The organism is Rhodoferax sp. BAB1, from assembly GCF_013334205.1.
Taxonomy (GTDB): domain Bacteria; phylum Pseudomonadota; class Gammaproteobacteria; order Burkholderiales; family Burkholderiaceae_C; genus Hylemonella.
This window is the reverse complement of record NZ_CP054424.1, coordinates 133,105-148,894: the sequence shown is the minus strand read 5'-3', so window position 1 is coordinate 148,894 and position 15,790 is coordinate 133,105. Positions and strand designations below refer to the sequence as shown.

19 protein-coding genes are annotated in these 15,790 nt (G+C 66.8%); 6 read left to right on the top strand and 13 right to left on the bottom strand.

What is annotated here, in order from left to right; translation table 11 throughout:
• The first annotated feature begins 20 nt into the window (after positions 1–20).
• Positions 21–1,718 (top strand): lysoplasmalogenase family protein, encoded by a 1,698-nt coding sequence (locus HTY51_RS00685; RefSeq protein ID WP_174250925.1) that lies wholly within the window; start codon positions 21–23, stop codon positions 1,716–1,718.
• On the opposite strand, the gene HTY51_RS00680 is transcribed toward HTY51_RS00685, so the two are convergent.
• Positions 1,715–2,551, bottom strand: coding sequence for a MipA/OmpV family protein (locus HTY51_RS00680; protein ID WP_174250924.1), 837 nt, complete (start codon positions 2,549–2,551; stop codon positions 1,715–1,717). The genes HTY51_RS00685 and HTY51_RS00680 overlap by 4 nt on opposite strands.
• The gene (gene ruvB, locus HTY51_RS00675; RefSeq protein ID WP_174250923.1) at positions 2,548–3,606 is read right to left on the bottom strand and encodes a Holliday junction branch migration DNA helicase RuvB; all 1,059 of its coding nucleotides are present in this window, start codon (positions 3,604–3,606) and stop codon (positions 2,548–2,550) included. Before ruvB ends, HTY51_RS00680 begins: the two co-directional genes overlap by 4 nt.
• Before the next feature lie 125 nt (positions 3,607–3,731).
• Here ruvB and HTY51_RS00670 point away from each other — a divergent pair, with 125 nt between their 5' ends.
• A complete protein-coding gene (locus HTY51_RS00670) occupies positions 3,732–4,853 on the top strand; it encodes a carbonic anhydrase (protein WP_174250922.1) in 1,122 nt (373 codons plus the stop codon).
• Positions 4,854–4,862: 9 nt separating this feature from the next.
• Here HTY51_RS00670 and ruvA read toward each other — a convergent pair whose 3' ends face one another.
• Positions 4,863–5,438, bottom strand: a complete 576-nt coding sequence (ruvA, locus tag HTY51_RS00665; RefSeq protein ID WP_174250921.1) for a Holliday junction branch migration protein RuvA — start codon at positions 5,436–5,438, stop codon at positions 4,863–4,865.
• Positions 5,439–5,478: 40 nt separating this feature from the next.
• Between ruvA and HTY51_RS00660 the strand changes: the two genes are divergently transcribed.
• Both HTY51_RS00660 and ybeY read left to right on the top strand, forming a co-directional pair.
• Positions 5,479–6,423 (top strand): PhoH family protein, encoded by a 945-nt coding sequence (locus HTY51_RS00660; RefSeq protein WP_174250920.1) that lies wholly within the window; start codon positions 5,479–5,481, stop codon positions 6,421–6,423.
• Positions 6,420–6,875: an rRNA maturation RNase YbeY gene (gene ybeY / locus HTY51_RS00655; RefSeq protein WP_254606942.1), complete on the top strand. Its 456-nt coding sequence runs from the start codon at positions 6,420–6,422 to the stop codon at positions 6,873–6,875. Before HTY51_RS00660 ends, ybeY begins: the two co-directional genes overlap by 4 nt.
• A gap of 18 nt (positions 6,876–6,893) precedes the next feature.
• Here ybeY and HTY51_RS00650 read toward each other — a convergent pair whose 3' ends face one another.
• The 10 genes from HTY51_RS00650 to HTY51_RS00605 form a co-directional block, all read right to left on the bottom strand.
• A complete protein-coding gene (locus HTY51_RS00650; protein ID WP_174250919.1) occupies positions 6,894–7,715 on the bottom strand; it encodes a DUF2971 domain-containing protein in 822 nt (273 codons plus the stop codon).
• A gap of 19 nt (positions 7,716–7,734) precedes the next feature.
• Positions 7,735–8,181, bottom strand: a complete 447-nt coding sequence (dtd, locus tag HTY51_RS00645; protein ID WP_174250918.1) for a D-aminoacyl-tRNA deacylase — start codon at positions 8,179–8,181, stop codon at positions 7,735–7,737.
• Positions 8,182–8,222: 41 nt separating this feature from the next.
• Positions 8,223–9,209 carry a sulfurtransferase gene (locus tag HTY51_RS00640; protein ID WP_174250917.1) on the bottom strand — a complete coding sequence of 329 codons (987 nt, stop codon included), beginning with the start codon at positions 9,207–9,209 and terminating at the stop codon, positions 8,223–8,225.
• A gap of 19 nt (positions 9,210–9,228) precedes the next feature.
• Positions 9,229–9,882, bottom strand: coding sequence for a hypothetical protein (locus HTY51_RS00635; RefSeq protein ID WP_174250916.1), 654 nt, complete (start codon positions 9,880–9,882; stop codon positions 9,229–9,231).
• Positions 9,883–9,893: 11 nt separating this feature from the next.
• Positions 9,894–10,199, bottom strand: a complete 306-nt coding sequence (locus HTY51_RS00630) for a hypothetical protein (RefSeq protein ID WP_174250810.1) — start codon at positions 10,197–10,199, stop codon at positions 9,894–9,896.
• A gap of 25 nt (positions 10,200–10,224) precedes the next feature.
• Positions 10,225–10,785: a YeeE/YedE thiosulfate transporter family protein gene (locus HTY51_RS00625; protein ID WP_174250915.1), complete on the bottom strand. Its 561-nt coding sequence runs from the start codon at positions 10,783–10,785 to the stop codon at positions 10,225–10,227.
• Positions 10,782–11,318, bottom strand: coding sequence for a YeeE/YedE thiosulfate transporter family protein (locus HTY51_RS00620; RefSeq protein ID WP_254606941.1), 537 nt, complete (start codon positions 11,316–11,318; stop codon positions 10,782–10,784). Before HTY51_RS00620 ends, HTY51_RS00625 begins: the two co-directional genes overlap by 4 nt.
• A 120-nt stretch (positions 11,319–11,438) precedes the next feature.
• On the bottom strand, positions 11,439–12,572 hold the full coding sequence (locus HTY51_RS00615; protein WP_174250914.1) for a methyl-accepting chemotaxis protein: 1,134 nt from the start codon (positions 12,570–12,572) through the stop codon (positions 11,439–11,441).
• Between the two features lie 108 nt (positions 12,573–12,680).
• Positions 12,681–13,151 carry a hypothetical protein gene (locus tag HTY51_RS00610; RefSeq protein WP_254606940.1) on the bottom strand — a complete coding sequence of 157 codons (471 nt, stop codon included), beginning with the start codon at positions 13,149–13,151 and terminating at the stop codon, positions 12,681–12,683.
• Positions 13,148–14,014 (bottom strand): MBL fold metallo-hydrolase, encoded by an 867-nt coding sequence (locus HTY51_RS00605; protein WP_174254107.1) that lies wholly within the window; start codon positions 14,012–14,014, stop codon positions 13,148–13,150. The genes HTY51_RS00610 and HTY51_RS00605 overlap by 4 nt, the downstream gene beginning before the upstream one ends.
• A gap of 232 nt (positions 14,015–14,246) precedes the next feature.
• On the opposite strand from HTY51_RS00605, the gene HTY51_RS00600 reads away from it, so the two are divergent.
• Together HTY51_RS00600 and HTY51_RS00595 are read left to right on the top strand one after the other, a co-directional pair.
• Positions 14,247–15,353, top strand: coding sequence for a YeeE/YedE family protein (locus HTY51_RS00600; protein WP_174250913.1), 1,107 nt, complete (start codon positions 14,247–14,249; stop codon positions 15,351–15,353).
• A gap of 98 nt (positions 15,354–15,451) precedes the next feature.
• Positions 15,452–15,778 (top strand): c-type cytochrome, encoded by a 327-nt coding sequence (locus HTY51_RS00595; RefSeq protein WP_174250912.1) that lies wholly within the window; start codon positions 15,452–15,454, stop codon positions 15,776–15,778.
• Positions 15,779–15,790 lie beyond the last annotated feature (12 nt).

The following is a 15,790-nucleotide window of genomic DNA, read 5'->3' as shown; positions in this document are numbered from 1 at the left end:
AACTTCCGCAAAATGGCGCCATGAGCCCCAGCCAGATCATCGTCCTCGCCACCCCCGTCTTCCTGCTGCTGATCGCCATCGAGTACGCCTGGGGGGTCGCGAAGGGCCGCAACACCTACCGCCTCAACGACGCCATCAACAGCATCGGCCTGGGCATGCTGAGCCAGATCAGCGCCGTGCTCACGCGCCTGCTGCGGGTGGGCATCTACACCGCGGTCTACGGCTGGGTGGCGCTGTGGCACAACGACGACTTCTGGATGGAGTGGTACGGCTGGGTCATCGCCCTGGTGTTCTACGACTTCTGCTACTACTGGCTGCACCGCGCCGGCCATGAGGTGGCGGTGTTCTGGGCCGCGCACGTGGTGCACCACCAGAGCCAGGACTACAACCTCAGCACCGCGCTGCGGCAAACATCGAGCGGCGCGCTGCTGGGCTGGGTCTTTTACCTGCCCATGGCCCTGGCCGGGGTGCCGCCCCTGGTCTTCGGCATCGTCGCGCTGATCGACCTGCTCTACCAGTTCTGGGTCCACACCGAACACGTGGGCAAGCTGGGCTGGTTCGACCGCTGGTTCTGCAGCCCCTCCAACCACCGCGTGCACCACGCCGTCAACGACAAGTATCTCGACCGCAACTACGGCGGCATCCTCATCGTCTGGGACCGGCTCTTCGGCAGCTTCAAGGAAGAGGACGAGAGCTGCGTCTACGGCACGCGCAGCCCGCTCAACAGCTGGGACCCGCTCTGGGCGAATGCCGAGGTCTACTGGGGCCTGCTGCACGACAGCTGGTTTGCGCGCCGCTGGAGCGACAAGCTGCGCGTCTGGTTCAAGCCCCCGGGTTGGCGCCCGACCGATGTGGCCGAGCGTTTTCCCAAACCCGCATTCGATATCAACCGCCTGCAGCGCTACGACCCGCCGGCCACTCGCACCGTGTTGTGGTTCGGCGGCCTGCACTTCCTGGCCCTGCTGGGCGGCGTGGTGCTCTTCCTCTGGTTTGCGGACACGCTGCCGCTGGCGCAATCCGTGGTCTGGCTGGCGGCCTTGAGCACCGTGCTCTGGTGCACCGGCGCCGTGCTGCAGGGCCGCCTCTCCATGACCGAGGTGCTGTTCATCGAAGCCGCGGCGCTGTCCACCGCCTGCGCGGCCACCGGCCTGCTGGAACTGCACCGCGTGTTCAAGCCGCTGACGATGCTGATTGCTATTGTTTTAGTAGCGCTCACCTTGCCCCTGAAATTCTCGGTCCCGCTGCAGCTGGCCCTGGTGGGCTCGCTGGCCGGTGACGTCTTCCTGATGGTTCCAGGCTTTTTCATCCCCGGCCTGCTCAGTTTCCTCTGTGCCCACCTGGCCTACATCGCCGTCTTCAAACGCGGCCAGGCGTGGTTTCCGAGCCGGGCCGCGCTGCTCCTCCCCCTGGGCTTCGCTGCCGTGATGTATGGCGTGCTCTGGTTCGGCGGCCTGCCCGCCGGCCTGCGCGGGCCGGTGGCGGCTTATGTGGGGGTGATCGCGCTGATGGCGGCGCAGGCCATCGGCCGGGCCACGGTGCTGCGTGACCAGCCGGCCGTCTGGGTCGCCGTGGGTGCGGTCTTTTTCATGCTCAGCGACACCCTGCTGGCGCTCAACAAGTTCGTGTCACCGCTGCCGCTCTCGCAGCTCTGGGTGCTGTCCACCTACTACATCGCCCAGGTGCTGATCGTGCGCGGCCTGCTGGCAAGCCGGCCCTAATCGTCGCTGGTCTCGACCAGCTTCTGTGACTTGGCGAAGACCCAGGCGATCGCGAAACCGGCCGAATAGTCCTCGCGCTTTTGCACCAGCGGGCTGCCGGCGAAGGCAGCACTGCGCAGGTCGTCGTACTTGGCAAAGGCGCCCATCCAGACATCCCCCTGGCGCCGGCTCAGGGCGGCAATGAACTGCCGGCCCGAGGCGCCGCCCGGAGCGCTGTAGGCCGGGCGCGTTGCCGTGGCGTAGGGCGACGCCACGTCGTAGAAATAGGCGTGGTAGCCGCGGTCGCCGTAGAGCCAGCCGGCCTGCAGGCCCAGGTTCCAGCCGCTGCGCAGCACGTTCTTCAGGTCCAGGTTGAGCTGCGGATGGGCCAGCCAGCCCACATGGTCGAAGCGCCCGAAGTTCACGGCGAAGACCGGCCGCAGCGGCAGGCGCAGGTCCAGGTTGGTGTGGCGGCGCTCGTCGTAATACAGATGCAGCTGCAGTTCCGGCCCCAGCTCCAACGTGGGGTCCAGGTCGGGCATGCCGCGGCGCGCGCTGCTGTCCTCGCTGCTCACGGGCACCGAGCCGTTGACGCTGATGTCCAGCTCCACCCGCTCGCGCCGGAACAGCAGGCCGCGCACGCGCTCGCGGTCCACCTGCAGGAATTCGCCGCGGTACTGCACATAGGGTGTGGGCAGCACATAAGCGCGCCGGTCGGCAGCGCCGCGGTAGAGCGGGAAATCGATGGCCGCCACACCGGCCCCCAGCTCCCATTCGGGCTTGAGTTCGGCCTGGGCCGTGAGCGACAGCGCAGCCAGCAGGCCCCCGGCGCCCAGGCGACGCAGCGCCTTCATTCGGTGAACAGGCTGCCGTCGGTCTTGGGCGGCGTCACGCCCAGGTGCCGGTAGGCCGCCAGCGTGGCGATGCGCCCGCGCGGCGTGCGCTGCAGGAAACCCTGCTGGATCAGGTAGGGCTCGATCACGTCCTCGATGGTGCCGGCTTCCTCGCCGATGCTGGCAGCGATGTTGTCCAGGCCCACGGGGCCGCCGTCGAAACGGTGGATGACGGCCTCCAGCAGCTTGCGGTCCATCAGGTCGAAACCCTGCGGGTCCACGTCCAGCATGGCCAGGGCCTTGTGCGCCATCTCCACCGTGATGCGTCCCGTGCCCTTGACCTCGGCGTAGTCGCGCACACGGCGCAGCAGGCGGTTGGCAATGCGCGGCGTGCCGCGCGAGCGGCGCGCGATCTCGAAGCCGCCTTCCGGGTCCATGGGCGCACCCAGCAGGCCGGCGCTGCGCGTGACGATGCGGCCCAGCTCCTCGGCCGAATAGAACTCCAGCCGCGCCACGATGCCGAAGCGGTCGCGCAGCGGGTTGGTCAGCATGCCGGCGCGGGTGGTGGCGCCCACCAGGGTGAAGGGCTGCAGGTCCAGCTTGATGCTGCGCGCGGCCGGCCCCTCGCCGATCATGATGTCGATCTGGTAGTCCTCCAGCGCGGGGTAGAGGATTTCCTCCACCACCGGAGAAAGACGGTGGATCTCGTCGATGAAGAGCACGTCGTTGCGCTCGAGGTTGGTCAGCAGCGCGGCCAGGTCCTTGGGCTTTTCCAGCACGGGGCCGCTGGTCTGGCGCAGGTTGACGCCGAGTTCGTGCGCGATGATGTGCGAGAGCGTGGTCTTGCCCAGGCCGGGCGGGCCGAACAGCAGCACGTGGTCCAGCGCCTCTTCACGCTTGCGCGCTGCGCCGATGAAGATCTCCAGCTGCTCGCGCACCTTGGCCTGGCCCACGTATTCGTCGAGCAGCTTGGGCCGCAGCGCGCGTTCGATGGCCTCCTCGCCGGGCGAAACGGGCGCGGCCGAGACCACACGCGGGCCGGAGGGCATTTCAAAATCGTCGGTCTGGATGCTCACGGCCGGAATGGAAAAGCTGGGGGAAGTAAGTCAACGCTATACCGGTCTGGCACAGCTGTTCCGACTATAGCCGACCTCAAGTAATCAACCCCTTGTGCCGATAGGATGGAGGAGAGACGAAATCCATGAGACTGCCCATGACGCCCATCACCCGCCCCCTGCCCACGGCCCGCCTCACCCTGCTGGCCCTGTTGCTGGCCGGCGGCGTGGCCGGCGTGCGTGCAGCCGACCCCGAACCCGCAGCCCCCACACCGGTGCCTGCCGTGGCCCCGCCCCTTGCGCCTGCGGCTTCGGCTCCAGCGCGTGTGGAAGGCACACGTACCGACATCGAGTCCCAGTTGCGCGACGCCATGAGCCGAGGCGACCCCAGGACCAAGCGCCTGAACCTCATCATCGACGAGAAGAGCAGCCGCGGCGGCCTGGCCCCGGGCTCGCCGCCACCGCTCAACCCGGTGGACCACCCGCAGCGCGAACCCGGCATCGTGATCCGCCAGCAGCGGCCCGCCTCCCCGCCCAAGCCGGCTGCCCCGGCCTTCAAGAATATTCCCTGGAGTTACGCGGGCGAAGGTGGCCCGGCCCACTGGGCCCAGCTCAAGCCCGACTACGCCACCTGCACCAGCGGTCAGCGCCAGTCACCCATCCCCATCGAGGACAGCGACACCCTCCAGGGCCCAGCCGAAGCCATCGAGTTCCGCCACGTCCCCAGCACGGGCACGGTCACGAACACCGGCCACAGCATCGAAGTCCAGCTCAGCGGTGAGAACAGCCTCACCGTGCGCGGCCAGACGTACAAGCTCTTGCAGTTCCACTTCCACCACCCGGCGGAGGAGCGCATCAACAGCCGGGTCTATCCCATGGTGGTCCACTTCGTGCACCGCAACGAGACGGGCCAGCTCGCCGTGCTGGCCGTGCTGCTGGAAGAAGGCGCGGCCAACCCGCTGATCCAGAAGGTCTGGACCCACATGCCGCTGGACGTGAAGGACAGCGTGCCGCTGCCGGCGGACCTGATCCACGTGGGCGAGATCCTGCCGCGCGACCAGCGTTATTACCAGTACATCGGCTCATTGACCACGCCGCCCTGCACCGAGGGGGTGCTCTGGCTCATCCTGAAGCAGCCGGTGAGCATCAGCGCCGAGCAGTTGCGCCTCTTCGGCCAGCTTTATGCCAACAATGCGCGGCCCCTGCAGTCCCGCAACGGCCGGCCCGTGCGCGACGCGGTGCTGATCGCGCCGGGCGGGCGTCCCTGAGCTTGGAGCCTACTTCGCCAGGGCCTTGAGCGCGAGCTTGATGCCTTCGCTCACGCCCACGTCCTTCGGGAGCGCCTTGAGCGCGGCGGCGGCTTCCTTGTCGCTGTAGCCCAGGGCCAGCAGCGCCTGCAGGATGTCGGCCTGCGCGTCGCTGCCCGGCTGCGCGCCGGGTTGGGCAAGGTCGGCCCCGAGCTTGCCCTTGAGTTCGAGCAGCAGGCGCTCGGCCGTCTTCTTGCCGATGCCCGGCACCTTCACCAGGCGCCCGGCCTCCTGCAGGCTGACGGCCTGGGCCAGTTCGCCCACGCTCATGCCCGAGAGCACGGCCAGCGCGGTGCGCGGGCCCACGCCCGAGATCTTGATGAGTTCACGAAAGGCCTCGCGCTCGACGGCCGTGCCGAAGCCGTAGAGCAGCTGAGCGTCCTCGCGCACCACGAAATGCGTGAGCAGGGCCACCTTCTCGCCCAGCTGCGGCAGGTTGTAGAAGGTGCTCATGGACACCTGGACTTCGTAACCCACGCCGTTGCAGTCCACCAGGACCTGGGGAGGGTTCTTTTCGAGGAGGGTGCCGGAAAGCCTGCCGATCATGGGGCGCCTATCATTGAGGAAAGTTTGAAGGAATTATCAGTTGATTCTGCGCCACCTCTTCTCCCCGCCCAACAACGCCCGCCTGGCCCGCCTGTGCGGCCCCGCCGACGAACACCTGCGCACCATCGAGGCCGCGCTCAACGTCAAGATCGCCCACCGCCACGAGCAGTTCAAGGTGGAAGGCGCCAAGAAACAGGCCCAGCGCGGCATGGAAGTGCTGCAGGCCCTGTACGAGATGGCGACCAAGCCCATCGACGACGCCATCGTGCAACTCCTGCTGGCGGGCGACAGTTCCATGCCGCTGACGGAAGACGGTGAGGTGTTGCAGACCCGCCGCCACGAGCTGCGCGCGCGCACGCCCAACCAGGCCCATTACCTGGAGAGCATCGCCGGCAACGACATCACCTTCGGCATCGGCCCGGCCGGCACCGGAAAAACGTATCTGGCGGTGGCCTGCGCCGTGGACGCGCTGGAACGCAGCGCGGTGCAGCGCATCGTGCTCACCCGCCCGGCCGTGGAAGCCGGCGAGCGCCTGGGTTTCCTGCCCGGCGACCTGACGCAGAAGATCGACCCCTACCTGCGCCCGCTGTACGACGCGCTCTACGACCTGATGGGCTACGAGAAGGTGCAGAAGGCCTTCGAGCGCAACGCCCTGGAGATCGCGCCTCTGGCCTTCATGCGCGGGCGCACGCTGAACAACGCCTTTGTGATCCTGGACGAGGCGCAGAACACCACGCCCGAGCAGATGAAGATGTTCCTCACGCGCATCGGCTTCGGCGCGCGCGCCGTGGTCACTGGCGACGTGAGCCAGGTCGATCTGCCCAAGACCCAGCTCAGCGGCCTGATCGACGCCGAGCGCGTGCTCAAACGCGTCAAGGGCATCGCCATCTGCCGCTTCACCAGCGCCGACGTGGTACGCCACCCGCTGGTGGCGCGCATCGTCGACGCCTATGACAAACAGCGCAAGCCGGGAGATTCGCTGTGAACGGGCTGCCTGAACTGGATCTGTCCCTGCAGTTCGGCGCCGCTGTGCCGGACAGCCACAAGAAGCTGTTGACGAAGGCCCGTGTCACGCGCTGGACACGCATAGCGCTGCTGCGCCCCGCCGAGATCACCGTGCGTATCGTCGGCACGGCCGAGGGTCGCACCCTGAACCGCGAGTACCGCCACAAGGACTACGCCACCAATGTGCTGACCTTCGACTACGCGCTCGAGCCCGTGGTCAGCGCCGACCTGGTGCTGTGCGCGCCGGTGGTGGCGAAAGAAGCCAAGGAACAGGGTAAGCCCCTGGAAGAGCACTACGCCCACCTACTGGTGCACGGCACCCTGCATGCTCAAGGCTACGAGCACGAGACCGATGAGGTCGATGCGCTAGAGATGGAGGCGCTGGAGGTCTTGTTGATGGAGGGGATGGGGTACGGAAATCCGTACGAGTAAAGACAGCTTACCAGCTGTCTATTCTCGAAGTCCCATCTGCTTAGCCACCAAGTAGCTGGTGTAGGTAAACCGCTGAAATCCCACCTTAAATTCTGTCGCGCTTCGCCGCCCCTCGTAGAACGCAACCTTTTCGTTTTGCCCTCTTAAAACGAGGCAGATAATTTCCCTCATTTCCGGCTCAACGTCAGGACCGAAATATATTCCGGTGAGCGCTTCCGATTTGTATCCATACAAAGTTCCTGCCTGCATATGAAAAGCACGCCATTCTTTCTCATAAGCCCACGACTCAGACTTGGTGCAATATGGCGTCATCAAATGATCGGTTCCGTTGGTTTCAATAACAGAATCTAGTATCGCCATCGGGCTCACCTCTGGCAGTGATTTTGAATACGCAACCTTCCTTGCTTTCGTAAAAGGCTCATAGGAAGTATCAAACTCAAGGCACATACCTTTGTACTTCCCGCCGTAATGCGCCCACATTAACAAGTTGTCTGGCGACTCTGCAAAACACGCCACCCCTCGGGTTGTCAGAAAATTTTCTATCTGCTCTTTGAACGCACTTACTGAGCTTTTATGCAGTAGCTTTGCAAGCTTCTCAACAGCCAAATTAACTAGCTCCCTTCTTTGCTGATCCGTAAGCTCTTTGTCCTGCAGGTAAAGTGCCCGAACTTTTTCAACTTCTTCGTTCGTCGGCTGTCTAATATTGGGGGCTATAGCGCAATCGTAGGGGTCATTAAATCCTCGAGGCGACCCAAAGTAGATCGATTGCGCTTTCAGGTTTCTAAGGGTTTGTGCGTCGATTCGTTCGTACTTGTATAACTTCGCTGGACGATCATTCATAGCCACCTCCCCTATTGGTTTAATTGGCAACCACCCTCATCGGTATCGTCACCGGCCCGTCGTTGACCAGAAACACCTGCATGTCCGCCGCAAACTGCCCGGTCTGCACGACTGGATACGCGGCCCGAGCCTGTTCCACAAAGTAGTCGTACAGCCGGCGCCCCTCGTCCGGCGGGGCGGCGTTGCCGAAGCCGGGGCGGTTGCCGCCGGTGGTGTCGGCGGCCAGGGTGAACTGGCTCACGATCAGCAGGCCGCCGCCCACGTCCTGCACGCTCCTGTTCATCTTGCCGGCCTCGTCGGCAAAGATGCGCAGCTTGAGGATCTTGGCCAGCAGCTTGTCGCCGATGGCCTCGGTATCGCCGCGCTCGGCGCAGACCAGAACAGCTAAGCCCGCGTCGATCTGGCCGATGGTGTGACCATCGACCTCGACGCGGGCTTGTCGGACGCGTTGGAGCAGGGCGAGCATGCGGCGTTTATACCGCGGCGCGCCCGCCTCCGGGCTTCGGCTTACTTGGCCAGCGACACCGCCACGGTGGGGCGCTTCTCCAGGGTCCACTGGTGCATGGAGCCGTCGTAGAGCTTGGCGTTCTTGTTGCCGACGATCTCCGACAGCACGAACCAGGTGCCGGAAGCCTGGTGGCCGGTGTTGCAGTAGGCGATGGCGGAGGCCTGCGCGTCCAGGCCGCTGAGCTTGAAGACGTCGCGGTAGGTGTCGGCGGCCAGCAGGCGGGCGGCGTCGCCGCCCTGGGTGGACATCAGGCCGGTGTAGACGTTCCTGGCGCCGGGCACATGGCCGGCGGCGCTGGTGCTGCTGCTCTTGCTCAGGCCCAGGTAGTGGGCGTCGTCGCGGGCGTCGATCAGCTGGGCCGACTTGTCGGCCTGGGCACGGGCCAGGTCGTCGGAGGTGGCCAGCAGCGCGGCGCTGCGGTCGGCCTTGGCGGCCCAGTTGCCTTCGGTCGCCTTCACGGCGTCGGTGCTGACGGCACGGCCCTCGGCGATCCAGCCGGCGGTGCCGCCGTTGAGCACGGCGATGTTGTCTTCACCGTAGACCTTGAACTGCCAGTACAGGCGGGCGGCGTCGTTGAAGTCCAGCGGCTCCATGCCGGCGGACACGATCACGATGGGACGGCCGGCCGACACACCCCAGCTGCGCACCAGTTTCTCGAAATCGGCGCGCTCGGGAATCATGGACTTGAGCTTGACGCCGTTGATGCTGCGGTCCATACGGACCTTCTTGTTGTCCACCAGCACGGCGCCGTCGATGTGGCCACCGAGATCGACCAGGAATTTCTTGCCGGTCTTCTTGTCGGTCTCGAACTCGGGCGTGAGCGTGAAGGTCTTGGGGTTGGCGCGCACGTCCAGCACGGTGACCTCGGCGCGGTTCTGCTCCAGCCAGGCGCCATCAACCACGGGGCCGGGCACGTCCAGGGCCAGGGCCCACTGGGATAGGCCCAGCAGGGCAGCGCCTGCAAAGTAACGGATGTGAGTCTTCATCTGCATCTCCTTTTAAGAATCATTGAGTCAGGGGCCCGGCCGCCGACAAGGCGTCCTGCGGCCAGTTCACGGGAAGGGAACTCCAGACGGCCACGCGCCGGTCGGCCCAGGCCTGCGCCCGGGTCTGGTCATGGCGGCGGCAATGCCGCTCGAGGGCGGCATCGCGCTGCTCCAGCATCTGGCGCAGCGGCGTGGCATAAAAACGCACCATGTCGCCCAGCCACAGGCCGGCGCCACTCAGCGGGCCGCGCAGGCGCAGCTCGAAGTGGGCCAGTTCGCGCACCAGCGAGGCCGCGTCCGCCCAGCGCTCGCCGGTCACCCACTGGTTGGTGGCGAACCAGCACAGGGGCAGGCCGCGCGCGTCCAGCGCCAGGCCGGCGAAGTGCGTCAACTTGCCCTGCGGGCTGCGGCGGAAGAGGTGGATGTGGCCATGCTCCTGCGGGTGGCGGGCGCTGTCTTTTTCAGCGCGGTCGTGGACATGGAAATAGAACTGCCAGCGGCCGCTGCTGTCGACGGCATCGTGGCGCGGGTAGTGCGCCCAGATCTCGAAACGCCGGCTGCGCCCGATGAAGGGAAACAGCATGGAGCGCCCCTGGCGCGCCAGGCGCAGTTGCCGCGCCAGCGCACCGTGCGCGGCGCGCCCGGTATCGACTCGCTGGGCAGCAGCGGACATGGCTGGCGAAATCAGCGCTTCTTGCCAGCGCAGGGATTGTCATCCCCGCTGCGACGGCGCTTGGAACCCGCACAGGGGTTGCCCGCGCAGGGGTTGTCGGCACGGCTGCGGCGCTTGGAGCCGGCGCAGGGATTGCCACTGCAGGGGTTGTCGGCGCGGCTGCGGCGTTTGCTGCCGGCGCAGGGGTTGCCCGCGCAGGGATTGGCGGCGCGGGCCGGGGTGTCGGCCGACTGCGCCACGGCGGCGACCGGCACGGCGCCCAGGGCGAGGGCCAGGGCCGAGACCAGCGGGGCCAGGGTATTGCGGGGATGTTTCATGGATCGTTCTCCTGAAAAAAATGGTTCAGACCCGGCCGGCCGCGCGCGCACGGCGCTCGAACCAGCCGCCGAGATAAAACACGCCGACGGCGGCGCCCACCAGGGCGGCCAGCACCAGCCACTCGGGCAGGCCCAGGGCTTCGGGCAGGCGGTCACCCTGGGTGAACTCGCCGGCGGTGGTCAGCGCGTCGAACTGCGGGAAGAAGCCGGCAAAAACGAAGGTGCCGACTAGCAGGCCGAGGAAAAAGACGATGGCGTCAATGCGGCCCGTCATCAGGCCCACGGCGGCGGTGCCGGGGCAGTAACCACCCACGGCAAAACCGGCGCCGATCAGCGCGCCGCCGGCGGCGATGGCCCAGAGGTAGGGAATGGGCACGTACAGGGCGCTGGCCTCGACCAGGCCGGCCAGTTCCAGTCCGTAGAGGCCAACCGCCGTGAAGACGATGGCCGTGAACATGACCTTGAACACCGACCAGTCGCTCAGGCGGAACTGGGCGGTGAGCTTGCAGCCGCTGCCGAAGCCGGCGCGCTCGAGCACGAAGCCGAAGCCCAGGCCCAGCAGGATGGCGAAGAACATCTCGATCATTTAACACCCCCGCCGCTCAGACGCGCGGCGATCAGACCGGCGGCGAAGAACGCGCCGAGGAAAACAAAACCGGCCACGCTGAGCACGGCCGCGCCCGACAGGCCCACGCCGCTGGTGCAACCGGCGGCGATGCGCGCGCCGATGCCGGCCAGGATGCCACCGGCCAGGGCCTTGAGCAGACGGCCGGTGCGCCCGGCGCTGGCCGCGCCTTCGATGCGCCAGGCCAGACGGCCAGCCAGCCAGGCCGAGAGCAGGGCCCCCAGGAAGACCCCGACCACCTGCCAGCTGATCCACGAGGACAGCACGGCGCCGTCTTCGACCAGGGGCCCCAGGTAGTCGTTGGCCAGCGTCCATTGCGGCGCGGCGATGTCGCCCAGCCAGGCGCTCAGACGGGTGGTGAAACCGGTGGCGCCCAGGCCATGGCCGGTCAGGATGAAGGTCAAGAGCAGCACCACGCCCAGGGCGAGGCCCGCCAACCAGGCCGGCCAGTAGGGCTTGCTGCCCGGCGCTTCACACGCATTGGAAATTCCCACTCTGCTTGCTCCAACTATGAAATGAACAGGCGTGAATATACCCTAGGGGGCATATTCCATCCAGAGGGAGTGGGGAAATCCGGCCCCATGCCGCGGCGGCGGCCTGGCCGCCTGCGACGCTCAGAGCCGGAAGGTCTGCACCGCCTGCTCCAGGCGCTGGGCCTGGTCCTTGAGGCTGGCGGCGGCGGCGGCCGACTGCTCGACCAGCGCGGCGTTCTGCTGCGTCATCTGGTCGAGCTGGTTCACGGCTTCGTTGACCGAGACGATGCCGGTCGACTGCCCGGCGGCATCGGTGGTGATCTCGTGGATCACGCCGCTCACGCGCTGCACCGCCTCGACGATCTCCTGCATGGTGCTGCCGGCCTGCTGCACCAGGCGGGTCCCGGACCCGACCTTGTCGACCGAGTCGCTGATGAGGGCCTTGATCTCGCGGGCCGCCGCCGCGCTGCGGCTGGCCAGCTGGCGCACCTCGGCCGCCACCACGGCGAAACCGCGCCCCTGCTCGCCGGCGCGGGCGGCTTCCACCGCCGCGTTGAGCGCCAGGATATTGGTCTGGAAGGCGATGCCGTCGATGACGCCGATGATGTCGTGGATACGACGCGAACTCTCGTCGATCCCGGCCATGGTCTGCACCACCTCGCCCACCACGGCGCCACCGCGCCCGGCCACCTCGGCCGCGCTGCCGGCCAGCTGGTTGGCCTGGCTGGCCGCAGCAGCGGTGTGGCGCACGGTGCGGGTCAGTTCATCCAGGCTGGAAGCGGTGCGCTGCAGATTGCCGGCCGCCTGCTCGGTGCGGTCGCTCAGGTCCTGGTTGCCGGCCGCGATCTCGCTCGACGCCACGGCCACGCCCTGGCTGGAATGGCGGATGTCACCCAGGGTGCTGCGCAGCACGCCGGTGAGGCGATGCACCGAGTCCAGCAGGCTGCCGGCCGGGGCCGGCCCATCGCTCAGGGCCAGGTTGCCGTCGGCCAGCTGGGCCAGGGTGTGCTGCGCGTCCGTGGGTTCACCGCCCAGCACGGCCCGTGCGGTGCGCCGGATCCAGACCGTGAAGCCCACACAGACGGCCACGCACACCAGCGTCAGCAGGCCCGTGAGCAGCGCCCCGATCTGCAGGTAAGCCACCATGGCCTGACCGCTGGCCACTTGCGCCTGCTGCTGCAGCCAGGCGGCCCCGATCACCACGGTGGAGCCGGCGCCACCCACCATGACCGTCGGGACGATCATCGAGAGGGTCAATTTCTGGGTGTAATTCATGTCATTCGCCCTTCGACGCAGGATGTCCTGATGAATGGATCCATCCTAGCCAAAAACAGCCAGGGCGTCGCGTCTGGGGGCTCCGGAAGCTGGTGTGGAGCCGTCGGCTTACCGGAGGCTGGCGCGCGCCTGCGCGAGGCGCTGGTCCAGGTAGGCACCGTAGAAGTCGGGGATGTAACCACCCACCAGGCGCTCGGCCACCTCGGCGCCGCCCCGGCCGAAGAAGAGCACGGTGGGGGCGATGCGGATCTTCCACTGCCGCACCAGGTCGTCGTGCGTGACGGCCTTGCCCTGGAAATCCAGCACACGGGTGCGGCTGCGCATGTCCACCTGGGCCACGTGCAGGCCATCCTGCTGGTGCATGGGCGCCAGGTAGTTGTTGCGCGCAATCTTGCAGAAGGCGCAGCCCTCCAGGCTCACCATCACCACCAGCGGCTCGCGCCGGGCCAGCGCAGCGGCCAGTTCTTCCTTGAGGTTGTGCGCCGCCGGCAGCTCGGCGGCCCGGGCCGGGCTCAGGGCCAAGGGCAAGGCGGCTGCGGCCAGCAGCAGATCGCGCCTGGCGATACCCGCGCGCTTCACTTGCCGCCCTCCTGCTCGAGCAGCAGGTAGGTGTTGTAGGCGTTCATGCGGTTGGCCACGCGGAACAGGGGCAGGTGTTCGAACTGGCTCCAGTCGGTGTTCTTGTAGGCCTCGTCGAAGGGCTCCAGGTTGGCCGCGGCCTTGCCCATGCTGGTGCGCAGGTAGACCAGGTAGTCGCGCGTGAGCTGCATGTCCTTGCGCGCCTCGCGCGACAGCGGGCCGTGGCCCGGCACGATGACACCGGCATCGAAAGCCAGCAGCTTTTCCAGCGCCAGGATCCACTGCCGGCTGTCGGCCTGGCCCACGTAGGGGATGCGGCTGCGAAAGACCAGGTCGCCGGCGAACAGCACTTTCTCCGAGGGCAGGTAGACCACCAGGTCTTCCGGCGTGTGCGAGGGACCGACGATCTTGATCTGGAAATCCACCCCGCCGATCGTGAGCGTCCGGTCGCCATCGAGCCATTCATCGGCCTCGACCAGGCGAGTGTCTTCATCGATCCAGGGGGCCAGTTCCACCCGCGAGGCCTCCAGGCGCAGGCGCGCGGTCTCGGAGTTCATGTAGACCTTGGCCGCCCGGTGGGCGATGATGCGTGCGCCCTTGGCCTTGAAGGCCTGCAGGCCGTAGATGTGGTCGGCATGGTAATGCGTGACGATGACGTGCGTGACGGGCCGGGGTGTGACCTTGCGGATCTCGGCCATCAGGCGCTCGGCCAGTGCAGGCGAGCCCAGGGCGTCGATCACCACCACGCCGGCCGGCGTGACCACGAAGGCGGCATTGGAGATGAAGTTCTGGTTGGCGGACGAGCCCAGCGCGGACACGCCCTCGACGTACCAGGCCGAGGGGGCCACCTGCTGCGCCACCATGGGCGGCGCCTCGGCCCGGGCTCCGACCACCCCTCCCAGCAGGGCCAGGGTCGTCGCCAGCAAACGGGCGACCCGACGGGCCCCATCCATTCCATACACGCGCATTCCAACTCCAGTCTGGCAACCTGGCCGCCCTCTCCGACTCGGGATTTTTTTGAGGCAGGTCAAGCCGCTACGATGCAATTATGCTTAGCATTCAATATAAGCATTCACTAAATTATGGTACGGCTTCATGAACCTGGCAACCCTACTTGAGCAGCACGGCGAAAGCCTGGTGCTTGCCATCGTCGGCGGCGTGATCGGCCTGCTGTTCGGCTTTTTCGCCCAGCGCTCCAAGTTCTGCCTGCGGGCGGCGACCATCGAGTTCTGGCACCGCAAGTTCGGCGAGAAGCTCTCGGTCTGGCTGCTGGCCTTCTCCACCACGGTGGTGCTGGTGCAAGGGCTGATCGTGCTGCATGCGCTCGATACCAGCACGGCACGCCAGCTCGCCACGCGCGGCAGCCTGTCGGGCGCGCTGATCGGCGGCCTGCTTTTCGGTGCCGGCATGATCATGACGCGCGGCTGCGCCAGCCGCCTGCTGGTGCTCTCGGCCAATGGCAACCTGCGCGCCCTGCTCTCCGGGCTCATCTTCGCCGTCACGGCCCAGGCCGCGCTCTCGGGCTCGCTGGCGCCCTTGCGGCTGGCCATCAGCAACTGGTGGACGGTAGAAGGCGGGCCGACCCGCGACCTGCTGGCCATCACGGGCATCGGCCACTGGGGCGGCCTGTATGTGGGGCTGATCTGGTTTGTGGCGGCGCTGTACTTCGCCATCCGCAGCGGCTGGGGCCTGTGGAAGTGGGTGGGTGGCATCGGTACCGGCCTGGCCGTGGCGGCGGCCTGGTGGGCCACCTACCTGATCTCGTCCAACAGCTTCGGTGTGGTGCAGGTGCAGGGCCTGACCTTCAGCGGGCCCTCGGCCGAGTGGCTGATGCGCGTACTGGCCTCGCCGGCACCAGCCATCGGTTTCGATTTCGGCCTGCTGCCCGGCGTGTTCGCCGGCTCCTTCATCGGCGCCCTGGTCGGCAAGGAGTTCCAGCTCGAAGGCTTCAAGGACGGCTACAGCATGCGTCGTTACATCGTGGGCGCCATGCTCATGGGCTTCGGTTCCATGCTGGCCGGTGGCTGTGCGGTAGGTGCGGGCATGACGGGCGGCGCGGTGTTCGCGCTCACCGCGTGGCTGGCGCTGATCGGCATGTGGGCCGGCGCCGGCCTCACCGACCGCCTGATGGACAGCCAGGGCACGGCACAGGAGCCGGGCCAGCAGGTGGTCGGCACATCGGCCACGATGCGGGCACCTTGATCCGTGTAAGGTTTCTGCGGGTAAACACCCGGGACAATCCCGGGGGCGACTCGCTAAATTAGTCGCTATTGATATTTCATTCGACCAAGGAGACCTTCATGCGCCTTACTCCCCTCTGGGCGGCCGTGCTGCTGCTGGGCAGCTATGCCGGCAGCGCCACCGCTGCCACGCCGCAGGACACCGTCAAGCTGCACCAGCGTGCACTGGCCGCGACCTGCGCCAACTGCCACGGCACCGAAGGCCGGACCACCGAAGGCTCCGCCATTCCCTCGCTGGCCGGCATGCCGCGTGAATACATGGTGGCGCAGATGAAGGCCTTCCGTGAAGGCACGCGTCCGGCCACGGTGATGCACCAGCTGACCAAGGGACTGACCGATGAACAGATCGAGTCCGTCTCCACTTATTTCTCGACGCTCAAGCGCTGAGCAGGAGGCAAG